The 20,404-nt window shown below is 61.0% G+C and carries 16 protein-coding genes; 12 read left to right on the plus strand and 4 right to left on the minus strand.

Features of this window, described 5'->3' with window-relative positions; all coding sequences use genetic code 11:
- Positions 1-93 precede the first annotated feature (93 nt).
- Positions 94-3,624, minus strand: coding sequence for a pyruvate:ferredoxin (flavodoxin) oxidoreductase (gene nifJ, locus INF35_RS08675; RefSeq protein WP_193501532.1), 3,531 nt, complete (start codon positions 3,622-3,624; stop codon positions 94-96).
- 647 nt (positions 3,625-4,271) lie between these two features.
- On the opposite strand from nifJ, the gene INF35_RS08680 reads away from it, so the two are divergent.
- Positions 4,272-4,811 (plus strand): NUDIX domain-containing protein, encoded by a 540-nt coding sequence (locus INF35_RS08680; protein WP_193501534.1) that lies wholly within the window; start codon positions 4,272-4,274, stop codon positions 4,809-4,811.
- A 2-nt stretch (positions 4,812-4,813) separates the two neighbouring features.
- On the plus strand, positions 4,814-5,797 hold the full coding sequence (locus tag INF35_RS08685; protein ID WP_193501536.1) for a glycosyltransferase family 10 domain-containing protein: 984 nt from the start codon (positions 4,814-4,816) through the stop codon (positions 5,795-5,797).
- Between the two features lie 11 nt (positions 5,798-5,808).
- On the opposite strand, the gene INF35_RS08690 is transcribed toward INF35_RS08685, so the two are convergent.
- Positions 5,809-6,216, minus strand: coding sequence for a hypothetical protein (locus INF35_RS08690; RefSeq protein ID WP_193501537.1), 408 nt, complete (start codon positions 6,214-6,216; stop codon positions 5,809-5,811).
- Positions 6,217-6,470: 254 nt separating this feature from the next.
- On the opposite strand from INF35_RS08690, the gene tsaA reads away from it, so the two are divergent.
- Both tsaA and INF35_RS08700 read left to right on the plus strand, forming a co-directional pair.
- Positions 6,471-7,172: a tRNA (N6-threonylcarbamoyladenosine(37)-N6)-methyltransferase TrmO gene (tsaA, locus tag INF35_RS08695; RefSeq protein ID WP_193501539.1), complete on the plus strand. Its 702-nt coding sequence runs from the start codon at positions 6,471-6,473 to the stop codon at positions 7,170-7,172.
- A gap of 271 nt (positions 7,173-7,443) precedes the next feature.
- Positions 7,444-7,740, plus strand: coding sequence for a Dabb family protein (locus tag INF35_RS08700; RefSeq protein ID WP_193501541.1), 297 nt, complete (start codon positions 7,444-7,446; stop codon positions 7,738-7,740).
- A 180-nt stretch (positions 7,741-7,920) separates the two neighbouring features.
- Here the strand turns inward: INF35_RS08700 and INF35_RS08705 are convergent, their stop codons facing one another.
- Both INF35_RS08705 and INF35_RS08710 read right to left on the minus strand, forming a co-directional pair.
- The gene (locus INF35_RS08705; RefSeq protein WP_193501543.1) at positions 7,921-8,817 is read right to left on the minus strand and encodes a GNAT family N-acetyltransferase; all 897 of its coding nucleotides are present in this window, start codon (positions 8,815-8,817) and stop codon (positions 7,921-7,923) included.
- Positions 8,817-9,653, minus strand: coding sequence for an MYG1 family protein (locus tag INF35_RS08710; protein WP_193501545.1), 837 nt, complete (start codon positions 9,651-9,653; stop codon positions 8,817-8,819). The genes INF35_RS08705 and INF35_RS08710 overlap by 1 nt, the downstream gene beginning before the upstream one ends.
- A gap of 357 nt (positions 9,654-10,010) precedes the next feature.
- Between INF35_RS08710 and dnaA the strand changes: the two genes are divergently transcribed.
- From dnaA to INF35_RS08750, 8 genes are all read left to right on the plus strand, one after another.
- On the plus strand, positions 10,011-11,321 hold the full coding sequence (gene dnaA, locus INF35_RS08715) for a chromosomal replication initiator protein DnaA (RefSeq protein ID WP_193501547.1): 1,311 nt from the start codon (positions 10,011-10,013) through the stop codon (positions 11,319-11,321).
- A 448-nt stretch (positions 11,322-11,769) separates the two neighbouring features.
- The gene (gene dnaN / locus INF35_RS08720; protein ID WP_193501549.1) at positions 11,770-12,876 is read left to right on the plus strand and encodes a DNA polymerase III subunit beta; all 1,107 of its coding nucleotides are present in this window, start codon (positions 11,770-11,772) and stop codon (positions 12,874-12,876) included.
- A gap of 16 nt (positions 12,877-12,892) precedes the next feature.
- Complete coding sequence (locus INF35_RS08725; RefSeq protein WP_193501551.1) at positions 12,893-13,147, plus strand: RNA-binding S4 domain-containing protein; 255 nt, start codon at positions 12,893-12,895, stop codon at positions 13,145-13,147.
- The gene (gene recF, locus INF35_RS08730; RefSeq protein ID WP_193501553.1) at positions 13,147-14,307 is read left to right on the plus strand and encodes a DNA replication/repair protein RecF; all 1,161 of its coding nucleotides are present in this window, start codon (positions 13,147-13,149) and stop codon (positions 14,305-14,307) included. The genes INF35_RS08725 and recF overlap by 1 nt, the downstream gene beginning before the upstream one ends.
- Positions 14,308-14,309: 2 nt before the next feature.
- On the plus strand, positions 14,310-14,567 hold the full coding sequence (gene remB / locus INF35_RS08735; protein ID WP_193501555.1) for an extracellular matrix regulator RemB: 258 nt from the start codon (positions 14,310-14,312) through the stop codon (positions 14,565-14,567).
- A gap of 135 nt (positions 14,568-14,702) precedes the next feature.
- On the plus strand, positions 14,703-16,664 hold the full coding sequence (gene gyrB, locus INF35_RS08740) for a DNA topoisomerase (ATP-hydrolyzing) subunit B (RefSeq protein WP_193501557.1): 1,962 nt from the start codon (positions 14,703-14,705) through the stop codon (positions 16,662-16,664).
- A gap of 65 nt (positions 16,665-16,729) precedes the next feature.
- On the plus strand, positions 16,730-19,306 hold the full coding sequence (gyrA, locus tag INF35_RS08745) for a DNA gyrase subunit A (RefSeq protein WP_193501559.1): 2,577 nt from the start codon (positions 16,730-16,732) through the stop codon (positions 19,304-19,306).
- A gap of 336 nt (positions 19,307-19,642) precedes the next feature.
- A complete protein-coding gene (locus INF35_RS08750) occupies positions 19,643-20,287 on the plus strand; it encodes a hypothetical protein (protein ID WP_193501561.1) in 645 nt (214 codons plus the stop codon).
- Positions 20,288-20,404 lie beyond the last annotated feature (117 nt).

Genomic DNA, 20,404 nt, shown 5'->3' on the forward strand with positions numbered 1-20,404 from the left:
CCCTGCATTCCTTTTCGGGACACAGGGGGAGCTCTTTATTTCAGCTTAGATCGGACGAATCCAACTATGCCGCTTTGCCAAAAATCGGGCTGATTATTTGTACAGCTCGACCAGACGGGTCAGATGCTCGTAACGGGCCTCTGCAGCCTCCTGGTTCTTGGCGAACAGCTCCTTGGCACGCTCCGGGAAGGCGCGGCTCAGGCGGCTGTAACGGGTCTCGTTGGCCAGGAAGTCCTGATACTTGTCCATGTTGCCGGCCTTGGAGGTGAGGGTGAAGGGGTTCTTGCCCTCGGCCTTGAGAGCCGGGTTGAAGGTGAACAGGTTCCAGTAACCGGCCTCGACAGCCTTCTTCATCTCGTTCTGGCAGTTGGTCATGCCGCCCTTGACACCGTGCAGCTCGCAGGGAGCGTAGCCGATGATGATGGAGGGGCCGGGATAAGCCTCGGCCTCGGCAATGGCCTTGACAGCCTGAGCCATGTTGGCGCCCAGAGCGATCTGAGCAACGTAGATGTAGCCGTAGGTCATGCAGATCTCGGCCAGGCTCTTCTTGCTGATCTCCTTGCCGGCTGCAGCGAACTGGCAGACCTCACCGATGTTGGAGGCCTTGGAAGCCTGTCCGCCGGTGTTGGAGTACATCTCGGTGTCGAAGACCATGACATTGACGTCGTGGCCGGAAGCCAGGACGTGATCCAGGCCGCCGTAGCCGATGTCGTATGCCCAGCCGTCGCCGCCGAAGATCCAGAAGCTCTTCTTGGCCAGGTACTGCTTGTCCTTCAGGATCTCCTTGGACTCGTCGCAGCCGCAGGCTTCCAGAGCAGCGATCAGGTCCTTGGTGGGCTGATCGTTGGCCTTGGTGTTGGCCTTGGTCTCCAGATACTTGTCGATGACAGCATCCAGCTCAGCGCTCTTGCCCTTCAGGGCCTCAACCTTCTTGATGAGGTTCTCGCGGACGGTCTCGTAACCGATCTGCATGCCGAGGCCGTGCTCAGCGTTGTCCTCAAACAGGGAGTTGATCCAGGCGGGGCCGCAGCCGGATTCCTTGTTGACGGTGTAGGGGCTGATGGAAGCGGTGCCGCCCCAGATGGAAGAGCAGCCGGTGGCGTTGGAGATGAACATCTTCTCGCCGAAGAGCTGGGTGATCAGGCGGGCATAAGAGGTCTCGGCGCAGCCTGCGCAGGAGCCGGAGAACTCAAGCAGCGGCTGGTTGAACTGAGAACCCTTGACGGTGGTCTCGGCCATCATGCCGGGCTTCTTGCGGATGTTCTCGACGCAGTAGTCGAAAGCAGCCTGCTGTGCGGACTGGCTCTCCTGCGGCTTCATCTCGATGGCCTTGGTGGGGCAGACGGTGACGCACTCGCCGCAGCCCATGCAGTCCAGCGGGCTGACAGCCATGGTGAACTTGTACTCGCCGGGCTTGGGCTTGAGGTCGGCAGACTTCAGGCTCTCGGGAGCGGCGGCCAGCTCATCGGCGGTCAGGCAGAAGGGACGGATGGTGGCATGAGAGCAGACAAAGGCACACTGGTTGCACTGAATGCACTTCTCAGCATCCCACTCGGGAACCATAACAGCGGTGCCGCGCTTCTCGTAAGCGGAGGCGCCCAGCTCCCACTGGCCGTTGGCGTTGTGGGCAAAGGCGGAAACCGGCAGGCTGTCGCCGTCCATACGGGCAACGGGCTCCATGATGTCGCGGACCATCTTGACAACTTCAGGACGGCCGGACAGCTCCTTGGCGGGAGCGTCGGGAGCGGGGTTGGACCAGGAAGCGGGGACCTCGACCTTGTGGACAGCGTCCACGCCGGCGTCGATGGCCTTGTAGTTCATCTCGACAACAGCGTCGCCCTTCTTGCCGTAGCTCTTCTTGGCGGCCTGCTTCATGTAATCGACAGCCTCGTCGATGGGCATGATGTCGGCCAGCTTGAAGAAGGCGGACTGCAGGATGGTGTTGGTGCGCTTGCCCATGCCGATTTCGATGGCCTTGTCGATGGCGTTGATGGTGTACAGCTGGATGTTGTTGTCCGCGATGTACTTCTTGTCAGCAGCGTTGAGGTGCTGGTCCAGCTCCTCGTCGGTCCACTGGCAGTTGATCATGAAGACGCCGCCGGGCTTGACATCCTGGACCATCTTCATGCCCATGTGGATGTAAGCGGGGTTGTGGCAGGCAACAAAGTCAGCCTGGTTGATGTAGTAGGGGCTGCGGATGGGCTTGTCGCCGAAACGCAGGTGGCTGATGGTGACGCCGCCGGTCTTCTTGGAGTCATACTGGAAGTATGCCTGGATGTACTTGTCGGTGTGGTCGCCGATGATCTTGGTGGAGTTCTTGTTGGCGCCGACAGTGCCGTCGCCGCCCAGACCCCAGAACTTGCACTCCTTGGTGCCGGGGGCAGCGGTGATGGGAGCGGGCTTGACCTCGGGCAGGCTCAGGTTGGTCACGTCATCGACGATGCCGATGGTGAAGCGGGCCTTGGGAGCGTCCTTCTCCAGCTCCTTGTAAACAGCGAAGACAGAGGACGGCGGGGTGTCCTTGCTGCCCAGGCCGTAGCGGCCGCCGGTCAGCACGACATCGTTCATGCCGGCCTCACGCAGGGTGGCGGCAACATCCAGGTACAGGGGCTCGCCCAGAGCGCCGGGCTCCTTGGTGCGGTCCAGGACAGCGATCTTCTTGACGGTCTTGGGCAGAACCTTGAGCAGGGCCTCGGACACCCAGGGACGGTACAGACGGACCAGCACCAGGCCGACCTTCTCGCCCTTGGCGGTCAGGTAGTCGATGACTTCCTCGGCAACGTCGCAGATGGAGCCCATGGCGATGATGACGCGGTCTGCATCCTCAGCGCCGTAGTAGTTGAACAGATCGTAGTTGGTGCCGATCTTGGCATTGATCTTGTCCATGTACTTCTTGACGACGGCGGGCAGCGCCTCGTAAGCCGTGTTGCAGGCCTCGCGGTGCTGGAAGAAGATGTCGCCGTTCTCATGGCTGCCGCGGGTCTTGGGATGCTCGGGGTTCAGTGCCTCGGCACGGAACTGAGCAACGGCGTCCATGTTGCACATTTCCTTCAGATCTTCGTAGTCCCACTTCTCGATCTTCTGGATCTCATGGGAGGTACGGAAGCCGTCAAAGAAGTTGACGAAGGGGACGCGGCCCTCGATGGCAGACAGGTGCGCAACGGGAGACAGGTCCATGACTTCCTGGGGATTGGATTCGCACAGCATGGCGAAGCCGGTCTGACGGGTGGCGTAAACGTCGCTGTGGTCGCCGAAGATGTTCAGCGCCTGGGTGGCGACGGTACGGGCAGACACGTCAAAGACGCAGGGCAGCTGCTCAGCTGCGATCTTGTACATGTTGGGGATCATGAGCAGCAGGCCCTGGGATGCGGTGAAGGTGGTGGTGATGGCGCCAGTGCCGAGCGAACCATGCACAGCGCCGGCTGCACCGGCCTCCGACTCCATCTCAACGACCTTGACCTGGTTCCCAAAGATGTTCTTCAGACCGGCAGCAGACCACTGGTCGACGGTGTCTGCCATGGGGCTGGAGGGCGTGATCGGGTAAATGGCCGCCACGTCGGTGAAGGCATACGCTACGTGCGCCGCAGCGGTATTGCCGTCCATAGACTGTTTTGCTCTGGGCATTTTTCTTCCTCCGTTTACAATATTCAGCACCTGCGCCGCAAGGGCATGCGGCCTTTTGCAACCGCCGAAATCCCGGCATGCAGGCAGACGCCTCCCTTTCCCGTTTTGCGGGGAAATGAGAAACGCCCGTTGTATGCCGGGGCTCCACGCCCCTGTTTTGCAGGAACAGTACCTTATTTGGTGCAGGCAAAATCTGCCCAAGAAAGGCGCTTTTGCTTGACTCCATTTTACCAAAAAACAAGGTTTTTCGTAAAGTCCATTTGAATAGAATGTTGCACATATTTTCGATTTACATATGTGCAACTTGCTGAACTTGGAAAATTTTACCTGTAATATGCGTCATTTTTGAAAGCAAATATCATAGCCCTTTTGTGGGTTTTGACGGCAGAACAAGCAGCTCTTTGGCCGGGAGGTTCGCTGCTGTGCGGAAAGTTGTGGAAACCCGCCGGTGCAGGGCGGAAAATCTGCAAGGAGAGAGAGAACCGGCAGGGGGCAAGGCCGTTGGGCCAACGAAGGGGCGAGGGGAGATACAGATGTTTTTACCTTATTGAAATAGAAGGGACCTGTCTTGTTGACATCGGGGAAAAGGCACTTTAGAATGAGGGATAAGAATGCCCATTTTTTTGATGCAAAGGAGTTTTGGGACGATGGCACACAGTGAGAAAACGCTGGACAGTCAGATGATTTTTAACGGCCGGGTCATCCGGGTGACGCTGGACAAGGTCCTGCTGGAGAACGGCAATACCTCCACCCGGGAGGTGGTGCACCATCACGGCGGAGCCTGCATCATGCCGGTGACCGACCAGAATGAGATCTACATGGTGCGCCAGTTCCGCTACGCCCTGGGGGAGGAAGTATGGGAGCTGCCCGCCGGCAAGCTGGAGGCGGGAGAGGACCCCTTTGCCGCCGCCAAGCGGGAGCTGGAGGAGGAATGCGGCCTGACCGCCGACGAATACACCTCCCTGGGGGTACTCTATCCCACGGTGGGCTACGACAGCGAGAAGATTTATATCTGGATCGCCCGGGGGCTGCACACCACCGGTCAGCACCTGGACGACGACGAATTTCTGGACGTGCACAAGGTCCCCTTAGAGAAGGCCCTGGCCATGGTGGAGGACAACACCATCCGGGATTCCAAGACCATCGCCGGCATCCTGCGCTATGCGCTGATGCGGAAAGGGCAGTGACCATGGCGGACAAACAGGTGCGTCTGGGGTTCTGCGACCTGGCCCCCGACTGGGACCCCGAGGACAACTATTTCACCCGGGTGCTGCGTCAGGGCGGCTACACCGTGACCGTCTGCCGCAGCCCGGAGGAACACCCTGACTTTGTCATCAGCTGCGGTTTCGGCCGGGCATACCTGGACTACGGCTGCTGCCGCATCCAGTTTTCCGGGGAGGACAGCTGGCCGGACCTGAACGTCTTTGACTATTCCATGGGTTTTCCGCTGCTGGAATACGGGGACCGGTATCTCCGGCTGCCCCTCTACGCCATGCGGGACAGCTGGGCCCCGGCTCTCATCAAGCACACCCTGCCCGACGAGGACTTTCTCGCCCGGAAAAAGTTCTGCAACTTTGTGGTGAGCAACGATTTCAGCGCCGAGCGCAACGCCTTTTTTGAGGCGCTGTCCGCCAAGCGCCGGGTGGACAGCGGCGGGTCCTACAAAAACAACATGGGCGGACCGGTGCCGGACAAGCTGGCCTTTCAGAAGCAGTACAAGTTTTCCATCGCCTACGAGAACAGCCGGGACCCCGGCTACTGCACCGAGAAGATTGTGGACGCCTTTGCCGCGGGCACAGTGCCCATCTACTGGGGGGACCCCTGCATCAAGGAGGAATTCAACCCCGAGAGCTTTGTCTGTGCCGACGACTACCCCGACAATGACGCCCTGATCGACGCCATCCAGGCTATTGACAAGGACGACGCTCTCTACCTGCGCTACTGCCGGGCGCCCATCCTGACCCCCGGCTGCCGTGCGGAACGCTACACCGACGGCAAGGCCTGCTTTGCCTTTCTCGACGCCATCTTTGCCAAGGGGCCCGAGGGCGCCATCTGCCGCAACCGCAGCTGCTGGGGCGGCATCTACGAAAACGACCTGCGCTACTACCGCGACCTGGCCGAGGAGGCCAAGCGTCCCAAAGGTCTGCTGGCCCGGCTGGGGCTGCGCCGGTGAGTGTTTCCGGTTCAGTTTGCGGCCTGCCCTGCGTCCAGAAGTTCGTCAAGACGGGCAAGGTCTATCCTGCCGTCGCCTTCCTCGCCCTCATAAAAATAGTCCTCGTACTCGATGCGGGTTTCGCTCAGTATTACGACTTTTTCCATGAGCTGCCCCCGGCTGTCGTACCATTTCAGCAGATAGCGCCAGCCGCTGTAGTCTGCGCTGGGTTCTTCCCGGCGGAAGGTCATGGCATTGATCTCCCCGGTGATCTGTTCCATCTCTTCCCCGTCGGCGATCACCACCATTTCTCCGTCTGTTCCCGAATACAGTTCTATCCTGCCGGCCTCCCCGATGTCCAGGTCCAGGTCCGTTCGGGCACAGCCCGCCGTCAACAGCGCCGCCGCCAGCAGCAGCCCCCACACCATGGGTTTTCTCACAAGAATCTCTCCCGTTCCAAACCGTTTCCGGTTTCTCAGTTTCTACTAATATAGACGCAAAAAATCCCCGGTTGTTGCCTGTATGGCGCCAAATTGACCGGGTATCCGCCGATGGGCCTTTTGCCGGAGGAGGGTTTCTGCCCGCGGGCGGGAAGTTTTCCACAGATTGGTGGAAAACTTCCCCGGTCTGTGTCCTTTTCCACCGGTGCACGCCCCGGCAGGCCCCTTCCACACACTGACTTTCTGGTGATTGCATGTCTGATTCCGAAGCTTATACCATTCATCCCGTCGCCCACATCCAGAGCGACTTTTCCGAGAAGTTCGGCATCCCCCGCCAGAGCGGCCTGGTGGAGGGGCTGGAAGCCCGGGTGGTGTTCACCCCCGACTGCCGGGTGGCCGAGGCCCTGCGGGGCATCGAACAGTACAGTCACCTCTGGCTGGTGTGGCAGTTTTCCCAGGCGGCGGGGCGGCCCTGGCATCCCACCGTCCGCCCGCCCCGGCTGGGCGGCAATGTGCGCATGGGGGTCTTTGCCACCCGCAGCCCCTGCCGTCCCAACGCCCTGGGGCTTTCCTGCGTGCGGCTGGTGAGGGTGGAGTGGGACGCCCCTGACGGTCCCGCCCTGCGGGTGGCGGGGGCCGACCTGCTGGACGGCACCCCCATTTATGATGTCAAGCCCTACCTGCCCTATGTGGACAGCCACCCCGATGCTTCGGGCGGCTTTTCCGACAAGACCGCCCACCGGACGCTGGGGGTGGACTTTCCCCCGGAACTTCTGAACAAGGTCCCGGAGGAGAAGCGGGCGGCCCTCACCGGGGTCCTGGCCCAGGACCCCCGGCCCGCCTACCAGCACGACCCGGCCCGGGTTTACGGCATGGCCTTTGCCGGGCTGACCGTCCGCTTTACGGTGGATGACGACCCGGACAAAATGCAGCTTACCGTAGTGGCGGTGGAGTAAGTTGGATTTACTCTCCGTCATGCAGTTTTGTTTCGCCGCCGTCCGGTTGTACACGTCGCCGGGTGTTCGGCGGATTTTCCCGGTTTTTTCCGGCTTTTTTCGAAAAAGGCCGGAAAGTTTTCCACAAAGGAAGGCCCGGCTGTGGAAAATTTCTTTTGTTTTCCCCGGTGAGGGGGGCTTGTCCGGCCTGTCCAAAAGGCAGGCGCCGCCCGCCCCGCCGGTTCCGTCTTTACTGTTCATTCTGATCTTTTTTTGACTGGAGGTTTTACCCATGACCCATCATATCGTAATGTGGAAGTTCAAGCCCGAAGTTGCCGATGCCGACAAGCCCCGACTGCTGGCCGACATGGCAAAACACCTGGAAGGCCTGGTGGGCCAGGTGCCCGGGCTGGTGGAGCTGCATTTTGTCTCTGCGCCTCTGGCATCCAGCACCCATGACATGGCTCTCGTCTCGGTTTTGGAGAAGCCGGAGGACGTGGCAGTCTACAGCCATCACCCCGCCCATGTGAAGGTGGCCGACACCTACGTCCGCCCCTATACCTGCGACCGGGCCTGCCTGGACTATTGATACGGCACATTACTCATTTTTGAGCAGCAGTGCCCGGGAGGGGTTCCTCACAAAAAGAGAAACCCTCCCGGGCCTTTTTTCTTTTTTGTCCTGACCCAACCGGTTTCCGGACACAACAAAAAGAGCCGGGAAGTTTTCCACAAACTGGTGGAAAACTTCCCGGCTCTCGCTGTTTCTGTTTCAATTTTCGCCGTTGGCCCGGCGCAGGATGGCTTCCAGCTCCTCCGGGGGCAGGTCGTAGTGGACGGGGGCAGGGGCGCCGGTGCCCTCCTGCAGGGGCAGCACCCAGTAATCCAGCCCCAGCCACCGGCCGAACTTGTACCCGGTGCGGGGCTCCCGGCCGTAGCGGGTAAAGCCCAGGGCCTTGTGAAAAGCCGCCGAGGGCGGGTTGGGGTCGGCCACCAGGGCGATGGCGTTCCAGTAGCCTTTGGCCTTGAGAATTTCCAGCACGGCGGTGTAGAGCCGTCTGCCCACCCCCAGGCTCAGGCGGTGGGGGTCACAGTAGACGGTGGTCTCGGCGTCCCAGGAGAAGGCCTCCCGAGTGTGCCAGGGATGGGCGCAGGCATAGCCGGCCAGATTTCCCGCCCCGTCCACCGCCACCACAAAGGCGGCCTTTTCCAGGGCAAGGCAGAGGTCCGCCCGGGTCTCGTCCACCGTGGGGTGGCCGTACTGGTAGGTGGCCGTGCTGTGGTCCACATACCAGCAGTACAATCCATTGATGGTCTCCGCATCCTCCGGGGCGGCCAGCCGGATGGTGATGGTGTTCTCTTTGGCCCAAGTGGCGGCCAGAGCTTCCTTCTCGGCTTTGGACAGCTTTTTCAGGGCGGTTTCCCGGTGCATGGCGTCGGATTTTCCGGTGCAGCGCAGGGCATAGGCCAGGGTGCCGCCGCCGTGGGCCCGGGTATAGCGGGCGCCGTGGCTGCCGCCGTTGTGGGCATGCAGCCGCCGGGCCAGGTCGTTGGTCCAGCCGGAGTAGAGACTGCCGTCGGCGCAGCGCAGCATATAGACCCAGGCAGGGGGGTCCACCGGCAGGCAGTCGGCGGCGGTGCTGGGGGCGGGGCCGGTGCGGGGGGACATCATTCGCCCTCCACCGGGCGGCCCTCGGCGCGCAGGGCCCAGCGGCAGGCCTCCACCGCCTGGTCCTTGTCGTCCGCCGTCACCAGGAAGCGGCTGGGATGGCAGAACCGCAGCCCCAGTCCCGAGATCTCCCGCAGGGTGGCCTCCGGCTTGCCCGCCCATGCGGCGGGGAAGGGCACCTTGCTGCGGCGGGTACGGTAGTCGGTGACGCACTGGGCGCTGTAGCCGCCCCGCTGGCTGGGATAGACCACAAACAGGGCGTCGGTCTTGTACAGGCCGTTTTTCCAGGGCATATAGCCGGGCAGCACCACAATGCCGTCTTTGGCGTTTTTGTAGGCCCGCTGGACGGCGGCGTCGGCACGGTTGACGGCGTTGGCCGCGGCGATCTCATTTTCCAGCACGGCCTTGGCAAAGGGCACCGCCTTCCAGAAGCAGGCGTCGGGGTCGTCCCCCGAATCCCACACCGGGTTGAAGCTGCCGATGGCGTCGGCCAGGGAGTTCTGCTCCCCGGTGTTGTCGTTCAGGTCGAGGGGCTGGACAAAGTTCTCGTCCAGCAGCCGGGCCTGATGCTCGCCCACCAGGCCGGGGCCCAGCACCCGCCACAGCAGGCCGAAGGCGGCGTAGGGCACCCCGTTGGCCCGGGTCTCCCGGGGCTCGGAATGATGGTCGAACATGCCGCCGCCCACATCGTAGACAATGCCGTCAAAGTTGTCGGGGACGGTAAAGCCCCGGGTGATCTTGATATCCGGGCGCAGGATCTGTAAAAGCGCCGTGGAAAACACATCGTCGGCATGGAACTTGCCGCCGTGGGTAAAACCTCTGGCAGGTATTTTCATAGTCCTTGACTCTCCTTGTCTTGTCCGGGCCGCCGTCTTTTGTGTGTTTGTGCCGGGCGGGATTTTCCCCGCCGGTGGCGGCTGTTTTGTTATTATACCATGATTGCACCGCAGTTGCACACCCCGCCGGGGACTTTGCCCGGCCGCGGGGGAGGGCGCCTTTTCGCCCCCGAGGGAGGGGAACAGGGCAGGAGATTTTCCTGTTATGGGGTCGGAATCCACCCTTTGACAGGTGTTTAAAAAAAGGCTTTTCCTGTATATAATATATTACATATATTATTTGTATTGTACAGAGTTTTGTGCTATACTATACCCGTATTGTTATGTGCAAAATTCCGATATGAAGTGGGGAATACAATGGACTCTTTCAACGACGTTCTGGACGCGGCCAAAGAATACTGCCGCCTCCACACGGCGGACGCCGCCTACGAGTATTACATCAGCGGACTCAAGGCCGTCAGCTTTGAAAACTCCAACTGCGTCACCCTCTCGGTGCGCAATGACTTTATCCGTCAGATCGTCTCCGACCGGTACACCGCCCTTTTGAAGGAAGCCTTCAAGTCGGTGCTGGGGTTTGACATCGAGGTGCAGTTCGTGGTGCCGCAGCCGGAGCCGGAAAAGGCCCCGGCCCCCTCGGCGGAGGACTCGCTGCCTTCCGGCCGGTATGACTTTACCTTCGAGAACTTCATCAAGGGTCCCTCCAACCAGTTTGCCTACGCCGCGGCCCAGGCCGTGGCCGCCAATCCTTCCGGCGCCTACAACCCGCTGTTCATCTACGGGCCGTCGGGTCTGGGCAAGACCCACCTGCTCAACGCTATTGAGATCGAGATCAAGAAAAACCATCCCGATTTCAACATCGTCTACGTGGACTGTGAAAAGTTCACCAACGAGATCATCACGGCGGTGCGCACCAACACCACCGAGCAGTTCCGCCAGAAGTACCGGGAAGCCGACGTGCTGCTCATCGACGATATCCAGTTCATCGCCGGCAAGGAGGCTACCCAGGAGGAATTTTTCCACACCTTCAACACGCTGCACAACGCCGGCAAGCAGATCGTCCTGGCCTGCGACCGCCCCGCCAAGGAGATCAAGAGTCTGGAAGAGCGTCTGCGCACCCGGTTTGAGTGGGGCCTGACCGCCGACATCCAGCCGCCGGACTTCGAGACCCGGGTGGCCATCGTCAAGCGCAAGGCGGAGCTGCTGAACCTGGACCTGCCCGACGATGTGGCGGAATACATCGCCAACCACCTCAAGCAGAACATCCGCCAGCTGGAGGGCGCGGTGAAAAAGCTCAACGCCTACTACATGCTGGAGGGCATCGCTCCCTGCATCGGCGTGACCATGACCGCCATCAAGGATACCCTCAACGACACCCAGCCCATCCCGGTGACCATTGAGAAGATCATCAACGAGGTGGCCCGCACCTACAACGTGCTGCCTGCCGACATCCGGGGCAAAAAACGCAACGCCAATGTGAGCACCGCCCGCCAGATGGCCATGTACATCATCCGGGAGATCACCGGCATGAGCATGGAGGCCATCGGTTCCGAATTCCAGCGGGATCATTCCACCGTGGTCTACAGCCTGAAAACCATGGAGGAGAATATTCAACGGGATCGCCACATCAAGGAGACGGTGGACGACATCATCAAGAATGTCCGCACCTGACGGACAAACCGCCGGAAAAGTGCCTTTTATCGAAGGAAAATGGGGCTTTTCGGGGCTGGAATTCCGGGCCGGAAAAGGGCTGTTGAAAAGTATCAACAGTTTCAACCGATTTTTCAACAATTAACATTCGTTTTCCACAATCCGAGTTGAAAGCCTGAATTTTTAACCCTTTCAACATTTTCCCCACAAATTGTCAAAAACGGATTCGTGCCCGTTTTTCCGCATGGCGAAAGGCTTTGTCCGACTTTTCCACAGATTCCACGGTCCCTACTACTACTACTATCCACGTCTCTGTTTTCTGCATCTGTTTTGAAAGTTTCTTGCAAAATGAAAAACAGCTTCTCAACAGAAGGCCCAAAGCCGATAAGACGAGAGTATCCAATTTGAAACCGGTCGGCTGCCCCGAAAAACGGGCATCCCCCTAACATCCCACAGGAGCAGACAGCTTATGAAATTTGAATGCGAAAAAACTCTTCTCACCTCTGCCATTGAGGGCGTCTCCCGGGCCATCACCAACCGGGCGGCCATCCCCGTTTTGGAGGGCATTCTCCTCAAGGCGGAGGGTTTTTCTCTGACCCTCACCGGCTACGACATGGAAATGGGAATCACTACTACCATTGAGTGCAACGTTCTGGTCCCCGGCGAGATGGTGCTGGACGCCAAGCTCTTCGGCAGCATGGTCAGCCGCATGCCCGCGGGCAGTGTCCACGTGGAGCTGGACGACAACGGCACCGCCACCATCCGGGGCGGCGTGGCCGAATTCGAGATCCCCGCCATGATGGCCGGGGAGTATCCAACGCTGCCCAACCCCGGCGCCGAGAATACCATGACGGTAAAATGCTCGATGCTGCGTGAAATGATTGAAAAGACCATCTATGCGGTCTCCCAGGACGACAAAAAGCCCGCCCACACCGGCGAGCTCTTCGTCATTGAGCCGGGCAGCCTGACCATTGTGGCCCTGGACGGCTACCGGCTGGCCATCATCCAGCGGGACGTGGAGTGCACCCGGGATATCCGCATCATCATCCCCGCAAAGACCCTGCAGGAACTTCTGAAGATTATGGGCAGCGGGGACGACGACATCAAGATCGACGCAAACCGTCGGTATGTGGTCTTTACCACCAACGGCTACACCATCATGAGCCGCCTGATCGAGGGCGAGTTCCTCAATTACAAGAGCGTCATCCCCGACGGCTGCCGCACCCGGGTGACGGTGGAGTGCAAGCGCTTCATCGATACCATCGAGCGCGCCTCCCTCATCATCACCGAGCGGCTGAAAAACCCCCTGCGCATCACCTTTGCCCCCGATAAAATCACGGTGCGCTGTCAAACTGCCCTGGGCAAGGTGGTGGACGAGTTCGCCCCCGAAAAGATGGAGGGCGACGGCGTGGAGATCGGCTTCAACAACCGCTATATGCTGGAAGCGCTGCGCAATTCCCGCTCCGAGCAGGTGGTGCTGGAGATCAACGGCCCCTTAAGCCCCGTCAAGATGCTGCCGGTGGAGAGCAAGGACTTTATCTATCTGGTGCTGCCCGTGCGCTTCAAGAACGAGTAAGGGAGAACTGGATAAAATGGAAAATACTGACAAGGAAAATCTTACCAATGCTTCCACCGAAACGGTGCGCATCCATACCGACTTCATCAAGCTGGAAGCGCTGCTCAAGTTCTGCGGCTGGTGCGAGACCGGCGGCGAGGCCAAGGAGCGCATCCAGGGCGGGGACGTGGCCCTGAACGGGGAAGTCTGCACCATGCGGGGCAAAAAATGCGTCCCCGGCGACGTGGTGACGCTGGACGGCCGCAGCCTGCGGGTGGCGGAGGGTCGCTGATGCGCCTGAACAGCCTGAAGGTGACGGATTTCCGCAACCTGGAATCGGCGGAACTGACGCCGTCCCCCGTTTTGACGGTGATCTGCGGGCCCAACGGCCAGGGCAAGACCAATCTTTTGGAGAGTATCTGGCTGCTTACCGGGGGCAAGAGCTTCCGGGGCTCCAAGGACGCCGAGCTCATCCGCCGCGAGGCACCTTTTGCGGTGCTGGAGGCGGACTTTACGGCGGGGGACCGGGACCAGAGCCTGCGCCTCACCGTGGGCGGCAGGGACACCAAGCGCCCGGGGCGCACCGCCCGCCTCAACGGGGTGGACCGGGGCCGGGCGGCCAGCGTGGCGGGGACCTTTACCGCCGTGGTTTTTGACCCCAATCATTTAAGCCTGGTCAAGGGCGGGCCGGAGGGCCGGCGGCGGTTTCTCGACGCGGCGCTGTGCCAGCTGTACCCCGGGTATCTCACGGCCCTGCGCCGCTATGCCCGCACGGTGGCCCAGAAAAACGCCCTGCTCAAGGCCTACGACATTACCCCCGGGGCCGGCATGATGCTGGACACCTTCAACGAGGCATTGTCCGTCTGCGGCGCCGACCTCATGGCGCGGCGGGCGGCCTATCTGGAGCGGCTGGCCCCCGCGGCGGCTCAGAACTACCGGGACATTTCCAGCGGGGCGGAGACCCTCGCCGTGCGCTACCAGCCCACCTGTGAGCCCGGCCCCGCCGCCCTGGCCCGCAAGCTGGAGGAGGTCCGCAGCGCCGAGCTGCGGGCGGGCTTCTGCCTGGCAGGGCCCCACCGGGAGGATATGGAGATCGACATCGACGGCCAGCCCGGCCGCATCTACGGCAGCCAGGGCCAGCAGCGCAGCGCGGTTTTGAGCCTGAAACTGGCGGAGGCCAGCGTGGCGGGGGAGATTCTGGGGGAGCATCCGGTGATGCTCCTCGACGATGTGCTCAGCGAGTTGGACGACAGCCGCCAGGCCTATCTGCTCACCCGCATTGAGGACAAGCAGACCTTTGTCACCACCTGCGACTCCGCCGCCTTTGCCCGGACCAACGGCAAGCTGGTCTTTGTGCGGGGCGGCAAAGTCTCCGAGACGCCCTTTGAGGGGGCGGCGGTCCCTGCCGCCATGCCTGCAGAGGGGCCGGACAGACACAGGGAGGGAGCGTAAGCATGTATCTCCACGCAGGCCGGGACTTTATCCTGAACACCCGGGATATCATCGGCATTTTTGATCTGGACACCACCTCGCCGGGGCGGATCACCCATGAATTTCTGGCCCGGGCGGAGAAGGAAGGGGCCGTCGTCGACCTGTCCGACGACCTGCCCAAAAGCTTTATCGTCACCGATTTCCCCATCGACACCGTCTATGTGTCCCAGCTGTCCACCGCGGCGCTGAAGGGTAGGGCGGAGCATTTCTCGGTGAAGTGAGGACAGGAAAACCACAGACAATCAGGCCCGCAGAAAGGGCCTTTTCCAACCAGAATAGAGGGAAGAGCGGAAACCATGAGATTTCCGCACGGAAACAGGGAAAACAGGTTTTTTGAAGGGAAGGATGGCAGCCAAATGGCAAATGAGATCATTACCGAAACCAACCGCGAGACCGTGACCGATCACGAGTACAGCGGCGCCCAGATCCAGGTCCTGGAGGGTCTGGAGGCGGTGCGCAAGCGCCCGGGCATGTATATCGGTTCCACCGGCCCCCGGGGCCTGCATCATCTGGTCTATGAGATCGTGGATAACTCCATCGACGAGGCTCTGGCCGGATACTGCACCCACATCGAGGTCACCATCAAGAAGGGCGACATCATTGAAGTCAGCGACAATGGCCGCGGCATCCCGGTGGACATCCAGCCCAAAATGGGCATTCCCGCCGTCACCGTCGTCTACACCGTGCTCCACGCCGGCGGCAAGTTCGGCGGCGAGGATTCCGGCTACAAGGTGGCCGGCGGCCTGCACGGCGTGGGCGCTTCCGTCGTCAACGCCCTGTCCGAGTGGCTCATCGTCCGGGTGCGCCGGGACGGCTTTGAGTATGAACAGAAGTTTACCCGGGGAAAGGCCGACGGCGATCTGAAAAAGATCGGCACCGCCACCTCCACCGGCACCACCGTCACCTTCAAGCCCGACCCCCTCATGTTCACCGAGACCACGGTCTACGACTACGAGACGCTGCTCAAGCGTCTGCGGGAGGAATCCTTCCTCAATGCCGGCGTGCGCATCACCCTCACCGATGAGCGCACCACCGAGGAAAACCCCGAACCCCGCCGCGAGAGCATGTGCTACGAGGGCGGCATCCGCAGCTTTGTGCAGTACCTGCACGAAAAGCGGGACCTGACGGTATTGCATCCCCAGGTCATCTATATCAAGGGGGAGGCCAACGGCGCCATTGCCGAGGTGGCCATGCAGTACAACGACAGCTTCAACGAGCTGATCCTGAGCTTTGCCAACAACGTCCACACCCCTGACGGCGGCACCCACGAGGAAGGCTTCAAGACGGCTCTGACCCGTGTGTTCAACGAGTTCGGCCGGGCCAAGGGCTACCTGAAGGACAAGGACGAGAACCTCTCGGGCACCGATGTCCGCGAGGGCCTCACCGCCGTCATCAGCGTCAAGCTGCAGGAGGCACAGTTCGAAGGCCAGACCAAGGCCAAGCTGGGCAACACCTATATCAAGACGCTGGTCAGCCAGATGGTCTACGCCAAGCTCACCGAATACTTTGAGGAAAACCCCGCCGTTGCCAAGACGGTGTTTGAGAAGGCCACCCAGGCCGCCCGCGCCCGGGCTGCCGCCAAGAAGGCCCGGGATCTCGTCCGCCGCAAGAGCGCCCTCGAGACCAGCCGCATGCCCGGCAAGCTGGCCGACTGCCGGGAAAAGGACCCCAGCAAGACCGAAATCTATATCGTCGAGGGCGATTCTGCAGGCGGTTCCGCCAAGCAGGGCCGTGACTCCAACATCCAGGCCATTCTGCCTCTGTGGGGCAAGATGCTCAACGTGGAGAAGGCCCGGGTGGACCGGGTCTACGGCAACGACAAGCTCACCCCCGTCATCACCGCCCTGGGCACCGGCATCGGGGACGAGTTCGACATCACCAAACTGCGCTATCACAAGATCTTCATCATGGCCGATGCCGACGTGGACGGCAGCCATATCTGCACCCTGATGCTGACCTTCTTCTTCCGCTATATGCGGCCGCTCATCGAGCACGGCTACGTTTACGTGGCCCAGCCGCCGCTGTTCAAGCTGCAGAAAGGCCAGACCGTCAAGTATGCCTACAACGACGACGAAATGAAGGCTCTCTCCGCCGAGATGCCCGGCGCCAAGATCAACCGCTACAAAGGCCTTGGTGAGATGAACCCCGAACAGCTGTGGGAGACCACCATGAACCCCGATAACCGCGTCATCGTCCAGATCACCATCGAGGACGCCGAGCGCGCCGACGAGGCTTTCACCGTCCTCATGGGCGACCAGGTGGAGCCCCGCAAACGCTTTATCGAACAGAACGCCATCTACGCCAATCTGGACGTGTGATTTTGGCGGCTGTCTGTTGGTTCTGCGTTCGTTTTTGTGATTAACCCGATTAAGGTGGTAAACAAATGGAAGAAAATATCGTGATGGTGCCGGGGTCCGGCACAAAGGTCATCGTCCGCGATGTCAAGGAAGAGATCGAGTCGGCCTTTCTGGATTACTCCATGTCGGTCATCGTCTCCCGCGCTCTGCCCGATGTCCGCGACGGCCTGAAACCGGTCCACCGGCGCATCCTCTACACCATGCATATCCGGGGCAACGACCCCCAGCATCCCTACCGAAAGTCCGCCGATACCGTCGGTGCCGTGTTGGGCTCGTTCCATCCCCACGGCGACGCCAGCGTCTACGACGCCATGGTCCGTCTGGCCCAGGATTTCAGCCTGCGGTATCCGCTGGTGGACGGCCAGGGCAACTTCGGTTCGGTGGACGGCGACCCCCCGGCTGCCTACCGTTATACCGAGGCCCGCATGAGCAAGATGGCCTGCGAGATGCTTACCGACATCGACAAGGAGACCATCGACTGGGCCCTGAACTTTGACGAGACCAAAAAGGAACCCAGCGTCCTGCCCAGCCGTTTCCCCAACCTGCTGGTCAACGGCAGCCAGGGCATCGCCGTGGGCATGGCCACCAACATCCCGCCCCACAACCTGCGGGAAGTGGTCAACGGCATCGTTGCCCTCATTGATGACCCCGACATCGACCTGCCCGGTCTGATGGAGTATGTCAAGGGCCCCGATTTCCCCACCGGCGGCATCATCATGGGCCGCTCCGGCATCCGTGCCGCCTACGCCACCGGCCGCGGCAAGATCACCCTGCGGGGCCGCGCCGAGATCGTGGAGAAGAAAAACGGCCGCTTTGAGATCATCGTCACCGAGATCCCCTATATGGTCAACAAGGCCCGCCTCATCGAGTCCATTGCCGACTACGTCAAGGACAAGAAGATCGAGGGCATCAGCGACCTGAACGACGAGTCCAGCCGCAAGGGCATGCGCATCGTCATTGAGGTCAAGAAGGACGCCAACCCTCAGGTGGTGCTCAACCAGCTCTACCGCTATACCCAGCTGCAGGACACGGTGGGCGTCATCATGCTGGCTCTGGACCACAACGTCCCCAAGATCATGCCCCTCAAGAGCATGATGCAGAAGTATGTGGACTTCCAGGACGAGGTCATCCGCCGCCGTACCCAGTACGACCTGAAAAAGGCGGAGGAACGCTCCCATATTCTGGAAGGCCTCAAGCGGGCCGTGGACATCGTGGACGAGGTCATCTATGCCATCCGCCACTGCGGCGGCGGCCAGGCCGAGGCCAAGGTGGCCATTATGGAGCAGTTCGGCTTTGACGATGTCCAGGCCGACGCCATCTGCAAGTTCCCCCTGGGCCGTTTGGCCGGTCTGGAAATCAAGAAGATCGAGGCCGAGTTGGACGAGCTGCACGCCAGCATACGGAATTACAAGGAAATCCTGGCCGACGACGCCCGGGTCAAGGCCATCCTGAAGGACGAGCTCATCGCCCTGCGGGACAAGTACGGCGACGAGCGCCGCACCTCCATTGAGGCGGTCTCCGGCGAGGTGGACATCGAGGACCTGATCCCCGAGGAGCAGTGCGTCTATACCCTCACCCACGCGGGCTATATCAAGCGCACCGCCGCCGATACCTACACCGCCCAGAACCGGGGCGGCCGCGGCATTGCGGGCCTGAGCCACAAGGACGAGGACTTCACCGAGGAACTGTTCGTCGGCTCCACCCACGACTATATGCTCTTCATGACCGACAAGGGCCGTGTCTACCGCCTCAAGGGCTATCAGGTGCCGGAAGGCGCCCGCACCTCCAAGGGCACCAACATTGTGAACCTCCTCCAGCTGCAGAACGACGAGAAGGTCACCACCATGATGCGCCAGCCTGCGGGCATCGACGAGGAAAACAGCTATATCACCATGGTGACGCGGCAGGGCCTGATCAAGCGGACGCCGCTGTCTCAGTTCCGCAACATCCGCAAGGCGGGCCTCATTGCCCTGAGCCTGAACGAGGGTGACGCCCTGACCTGGTGCCACCTCACCGGCGGCAGCGATGAGCTCATCGTGGCCACCCACGACGGCATGGCCATTCACTTTGCCGAGTCCAACGCCCGCTCCATGGGCCGTCAGAGCCGGGGCGTGCGGGCCATCCGCCTGAGCGAGGGGGATTACGTGGTGGGCGTCTGCGTCTGCCGTCCGGGAGCCACCATGCTCACCGTCACCGAGAACGGCAAGGGACGCCGCAGCCGCATTGACGACTACCGCATCACCCGCCGCGGCGGCAAGGGCATCCGCAACTACGCTCACGGCGGCGTGGCGTCGGTGAAGATCGTGGATGAGACCGACGACCTGATCCTCATCAGCCAGGAGGGCATCATCATCCGCATGCACGCCGACGACATCAACGTCCAGAGCCGCTACGGCAGCGGCGTCCGGGTCATGCGCCTGGATGAGGCCGACCGCCTGGTCATGGTGGCCCGGGTAGACCGGGACAACGGCGCCGAGACCGCCAAGCCGGAGGAGGACGCCGACAGCGAGGAACTCTCCGCCGAGGAGATCGCCCGCATGGAGGCGGAGGACGCCAAGGCCGATGAGGGTGCCGGAGATCCCGAACCCGACGACGCCGAGTAAGAAGGTTCCTGCCGGGACAGGGCCGGGGGAGAATGCCCCCGGCCTGCCTGTGCTGTAAAAAAAAGACTTCCGCCCTTTCCGAGAGGAGGGGGCGGGGGTCTTTTTCTTTTGCCGGGTCAGGACTGGGGATGGGGGCAGAAAAAACAGCTTTTTGAGAGAATCTATATAAAAAATATATCAACATTGTGAAAAAAATATAGTAAAACAAACCAAGAAAGCATTGCAATTTTCACAATTGTGTACTATACTGAAATTACCACATAAGAGAAAAGCCGTCCGTTGAGGGTCCGGAAAGGCTCCGGACAGTGGGACGGAAACAAAGGAGGTAATCAAGGTATGAAGAAACTGATCTCGCTGCTGCTGACGTTGGGGCTGATTGCAGCCTTGGCCGTCCCTGTCATGGCCGAGAACCCCGTCCAGGCCGCGGCGAATGCCCGTGAGGCAGCCTACGCCGCCGCTGTGGCAGACTACCAGGCAGAGATCGCTGCCAAGGAGGATGCGTACATCAAGGCCGTAGGCGCGTATACGGCACAGGCAAAGGCAAAAGCCGATGCAGACGCTGCCGCCATCGTAGCCGCAGGCAAAGCCGCTCACAATGCTCAGCTGGCAAAGAATGACGCCATTGTGGCTGCCGGCCAGGCTGCCCACAACGCCCAGCTGGCCAAAAACGATGCCTATATGGGCGCCATCAAGGTATTCCAGACGCAGATCGCTGCCAAGGAGCAGGCATACCTTGACGCCGTAAAGGCATATTCCGCCCAGGCAAAGGCGAAGGCTGATGCAGATGCCGCCGCCATCATCGCCGCAGGCAAGGCCGCCCACAATGCACAGCTGGCCCAGAACGCCGCCATCGAGGCCCAGGGCAAGGCTCTGCAGGCTGCCGCCGACGCCCGCAACGACGCCTATCTGAATTCCATCCGGGCCTACCAGGCACAGATCGCCGCCCGTGAAGCCGCCTATCTGGCAGCCCTGGGACTGTAAGACCCACAAGTAAATTTGAGTTTCCCGATGTAAGCCTCGGGGCCGCCCGCTCAAGGGCGCGGCGGCCCTTTCTTTTTTGATTTTTCCAGAAAAAACCGCAAAAAACCGGCAAAAGGG

Source organism: Gemmiger gallinarum (assembly GCF_014982805.1).
GTDB lineage: Bacteria > Bacillota > Clostridia > Oscillospirales > Ruminococcaceae > Gemmiger > Gemmiger gallinarum.

Excerpts from the sequence above, each read along its gene's own strand:
- INF35_RS08685 (WP_193501536.1), top strand. The coding sequence starts at position 4,814 with ATGGCGGACAAACAGGTGCGTCTGGGGTTCTGCGACCTGGCCCCCGAC.
- INF35_RS08705 (WP_193501543.1), bottom strand. The coding sequence starts at position 8,817 with ATGTCCCCCCGCACCGGCCCCGCCCCCAGCACCGCCGCCGACTGCCTG.
- gyrB (WP_193501557.1), top strand. The coding sequence starts at position 14,703 with ATGGCAAATGAGATCATTACCGAAACCAACCGCGAGACCGTGACCGAT.
- recF (WP_193501553.1), top strand. The coding sequence starts at position 13,147 with ATGCGCCTGAACAGCCTGAAGGTGACGGATTTCCGCAACCTGGAATCG.
- INF35_RS08710 (WP_193501545.1), bottom strand. The coding sequence starts at position 9,653 with ATGAAAATACCTGCCAGAGGTTTTACCCACGGCGGCAAGTTCCATGCC.
- INF35_RS08750 (WP_193501561.1), top strand. The coding sequence starts at position 19,643 with ATGAAGAAACTGATCTCGCTGCTGCTGACGTTGGGGCTGATTGCAGCC.
- dnaA (WP_193501547.1), top strand. The coding sequence starts at position 10,011 with ATGGACTCTTTCAACGACGTTCTGGACGCGGCCAAAGAATACTGCCGC.
- tsaA (WP_193501539.1), top strand. The coding sequence starts at position 6,471 with ATGTCTGATTCCGAAGCTTATACCATTCATCCCGTCGCCCACATCCAG.
- INF35_RS08725 (WP_193501551.1), top strand. The coding sequence starts at position 12,893 with ATGGAAAATACTGACAAGGAAAATCTTACCAATGCTTCCACCGAAACG.
- dnaN (WP_193501549.1), top strand. The coding sequence starts at position 11,770 with ATGAAATTTGAATGCGAAAAAACTCTTCTCACCTCTGCCATTGAGGGC.
- nifJ (WP_193501532.1), bottom strand. The coding sequence starts at position 3,624 with ATGCCCAGAGCAAAACAGTCTATGGACGGCAATACCGCTGCGGCGCAC.
- INF35_RS08700 (WP_193501541.1), top strand. The coding sequence starts at position 7,444 with ATGACCCATCATATCGTAATGTGGAAGTTCAAGCCCGAAGTTGCCGAT.
- INF35_RS08680 (WP_193501534.1), top strand. The coding sequence starts at position 4,272 with ATGGCACACAGTGAGAAAACGCTGGACAGTCAGATGATTTTTAACGGC.
- remB (WP_193501555.1), top strand. The coding sequence starts at position 14,310 with ATGTATCTCCACGCAGGCCGGGACTTTATCCTGAACACCCGGGATATC.
- gyrA (WP_193501559.1), top strand. The coding sequence starts at position 16,730 with ATGGAAGAAAATATCGTGATGGTGCCGGGGTCCGGCACAAAGGTCATC.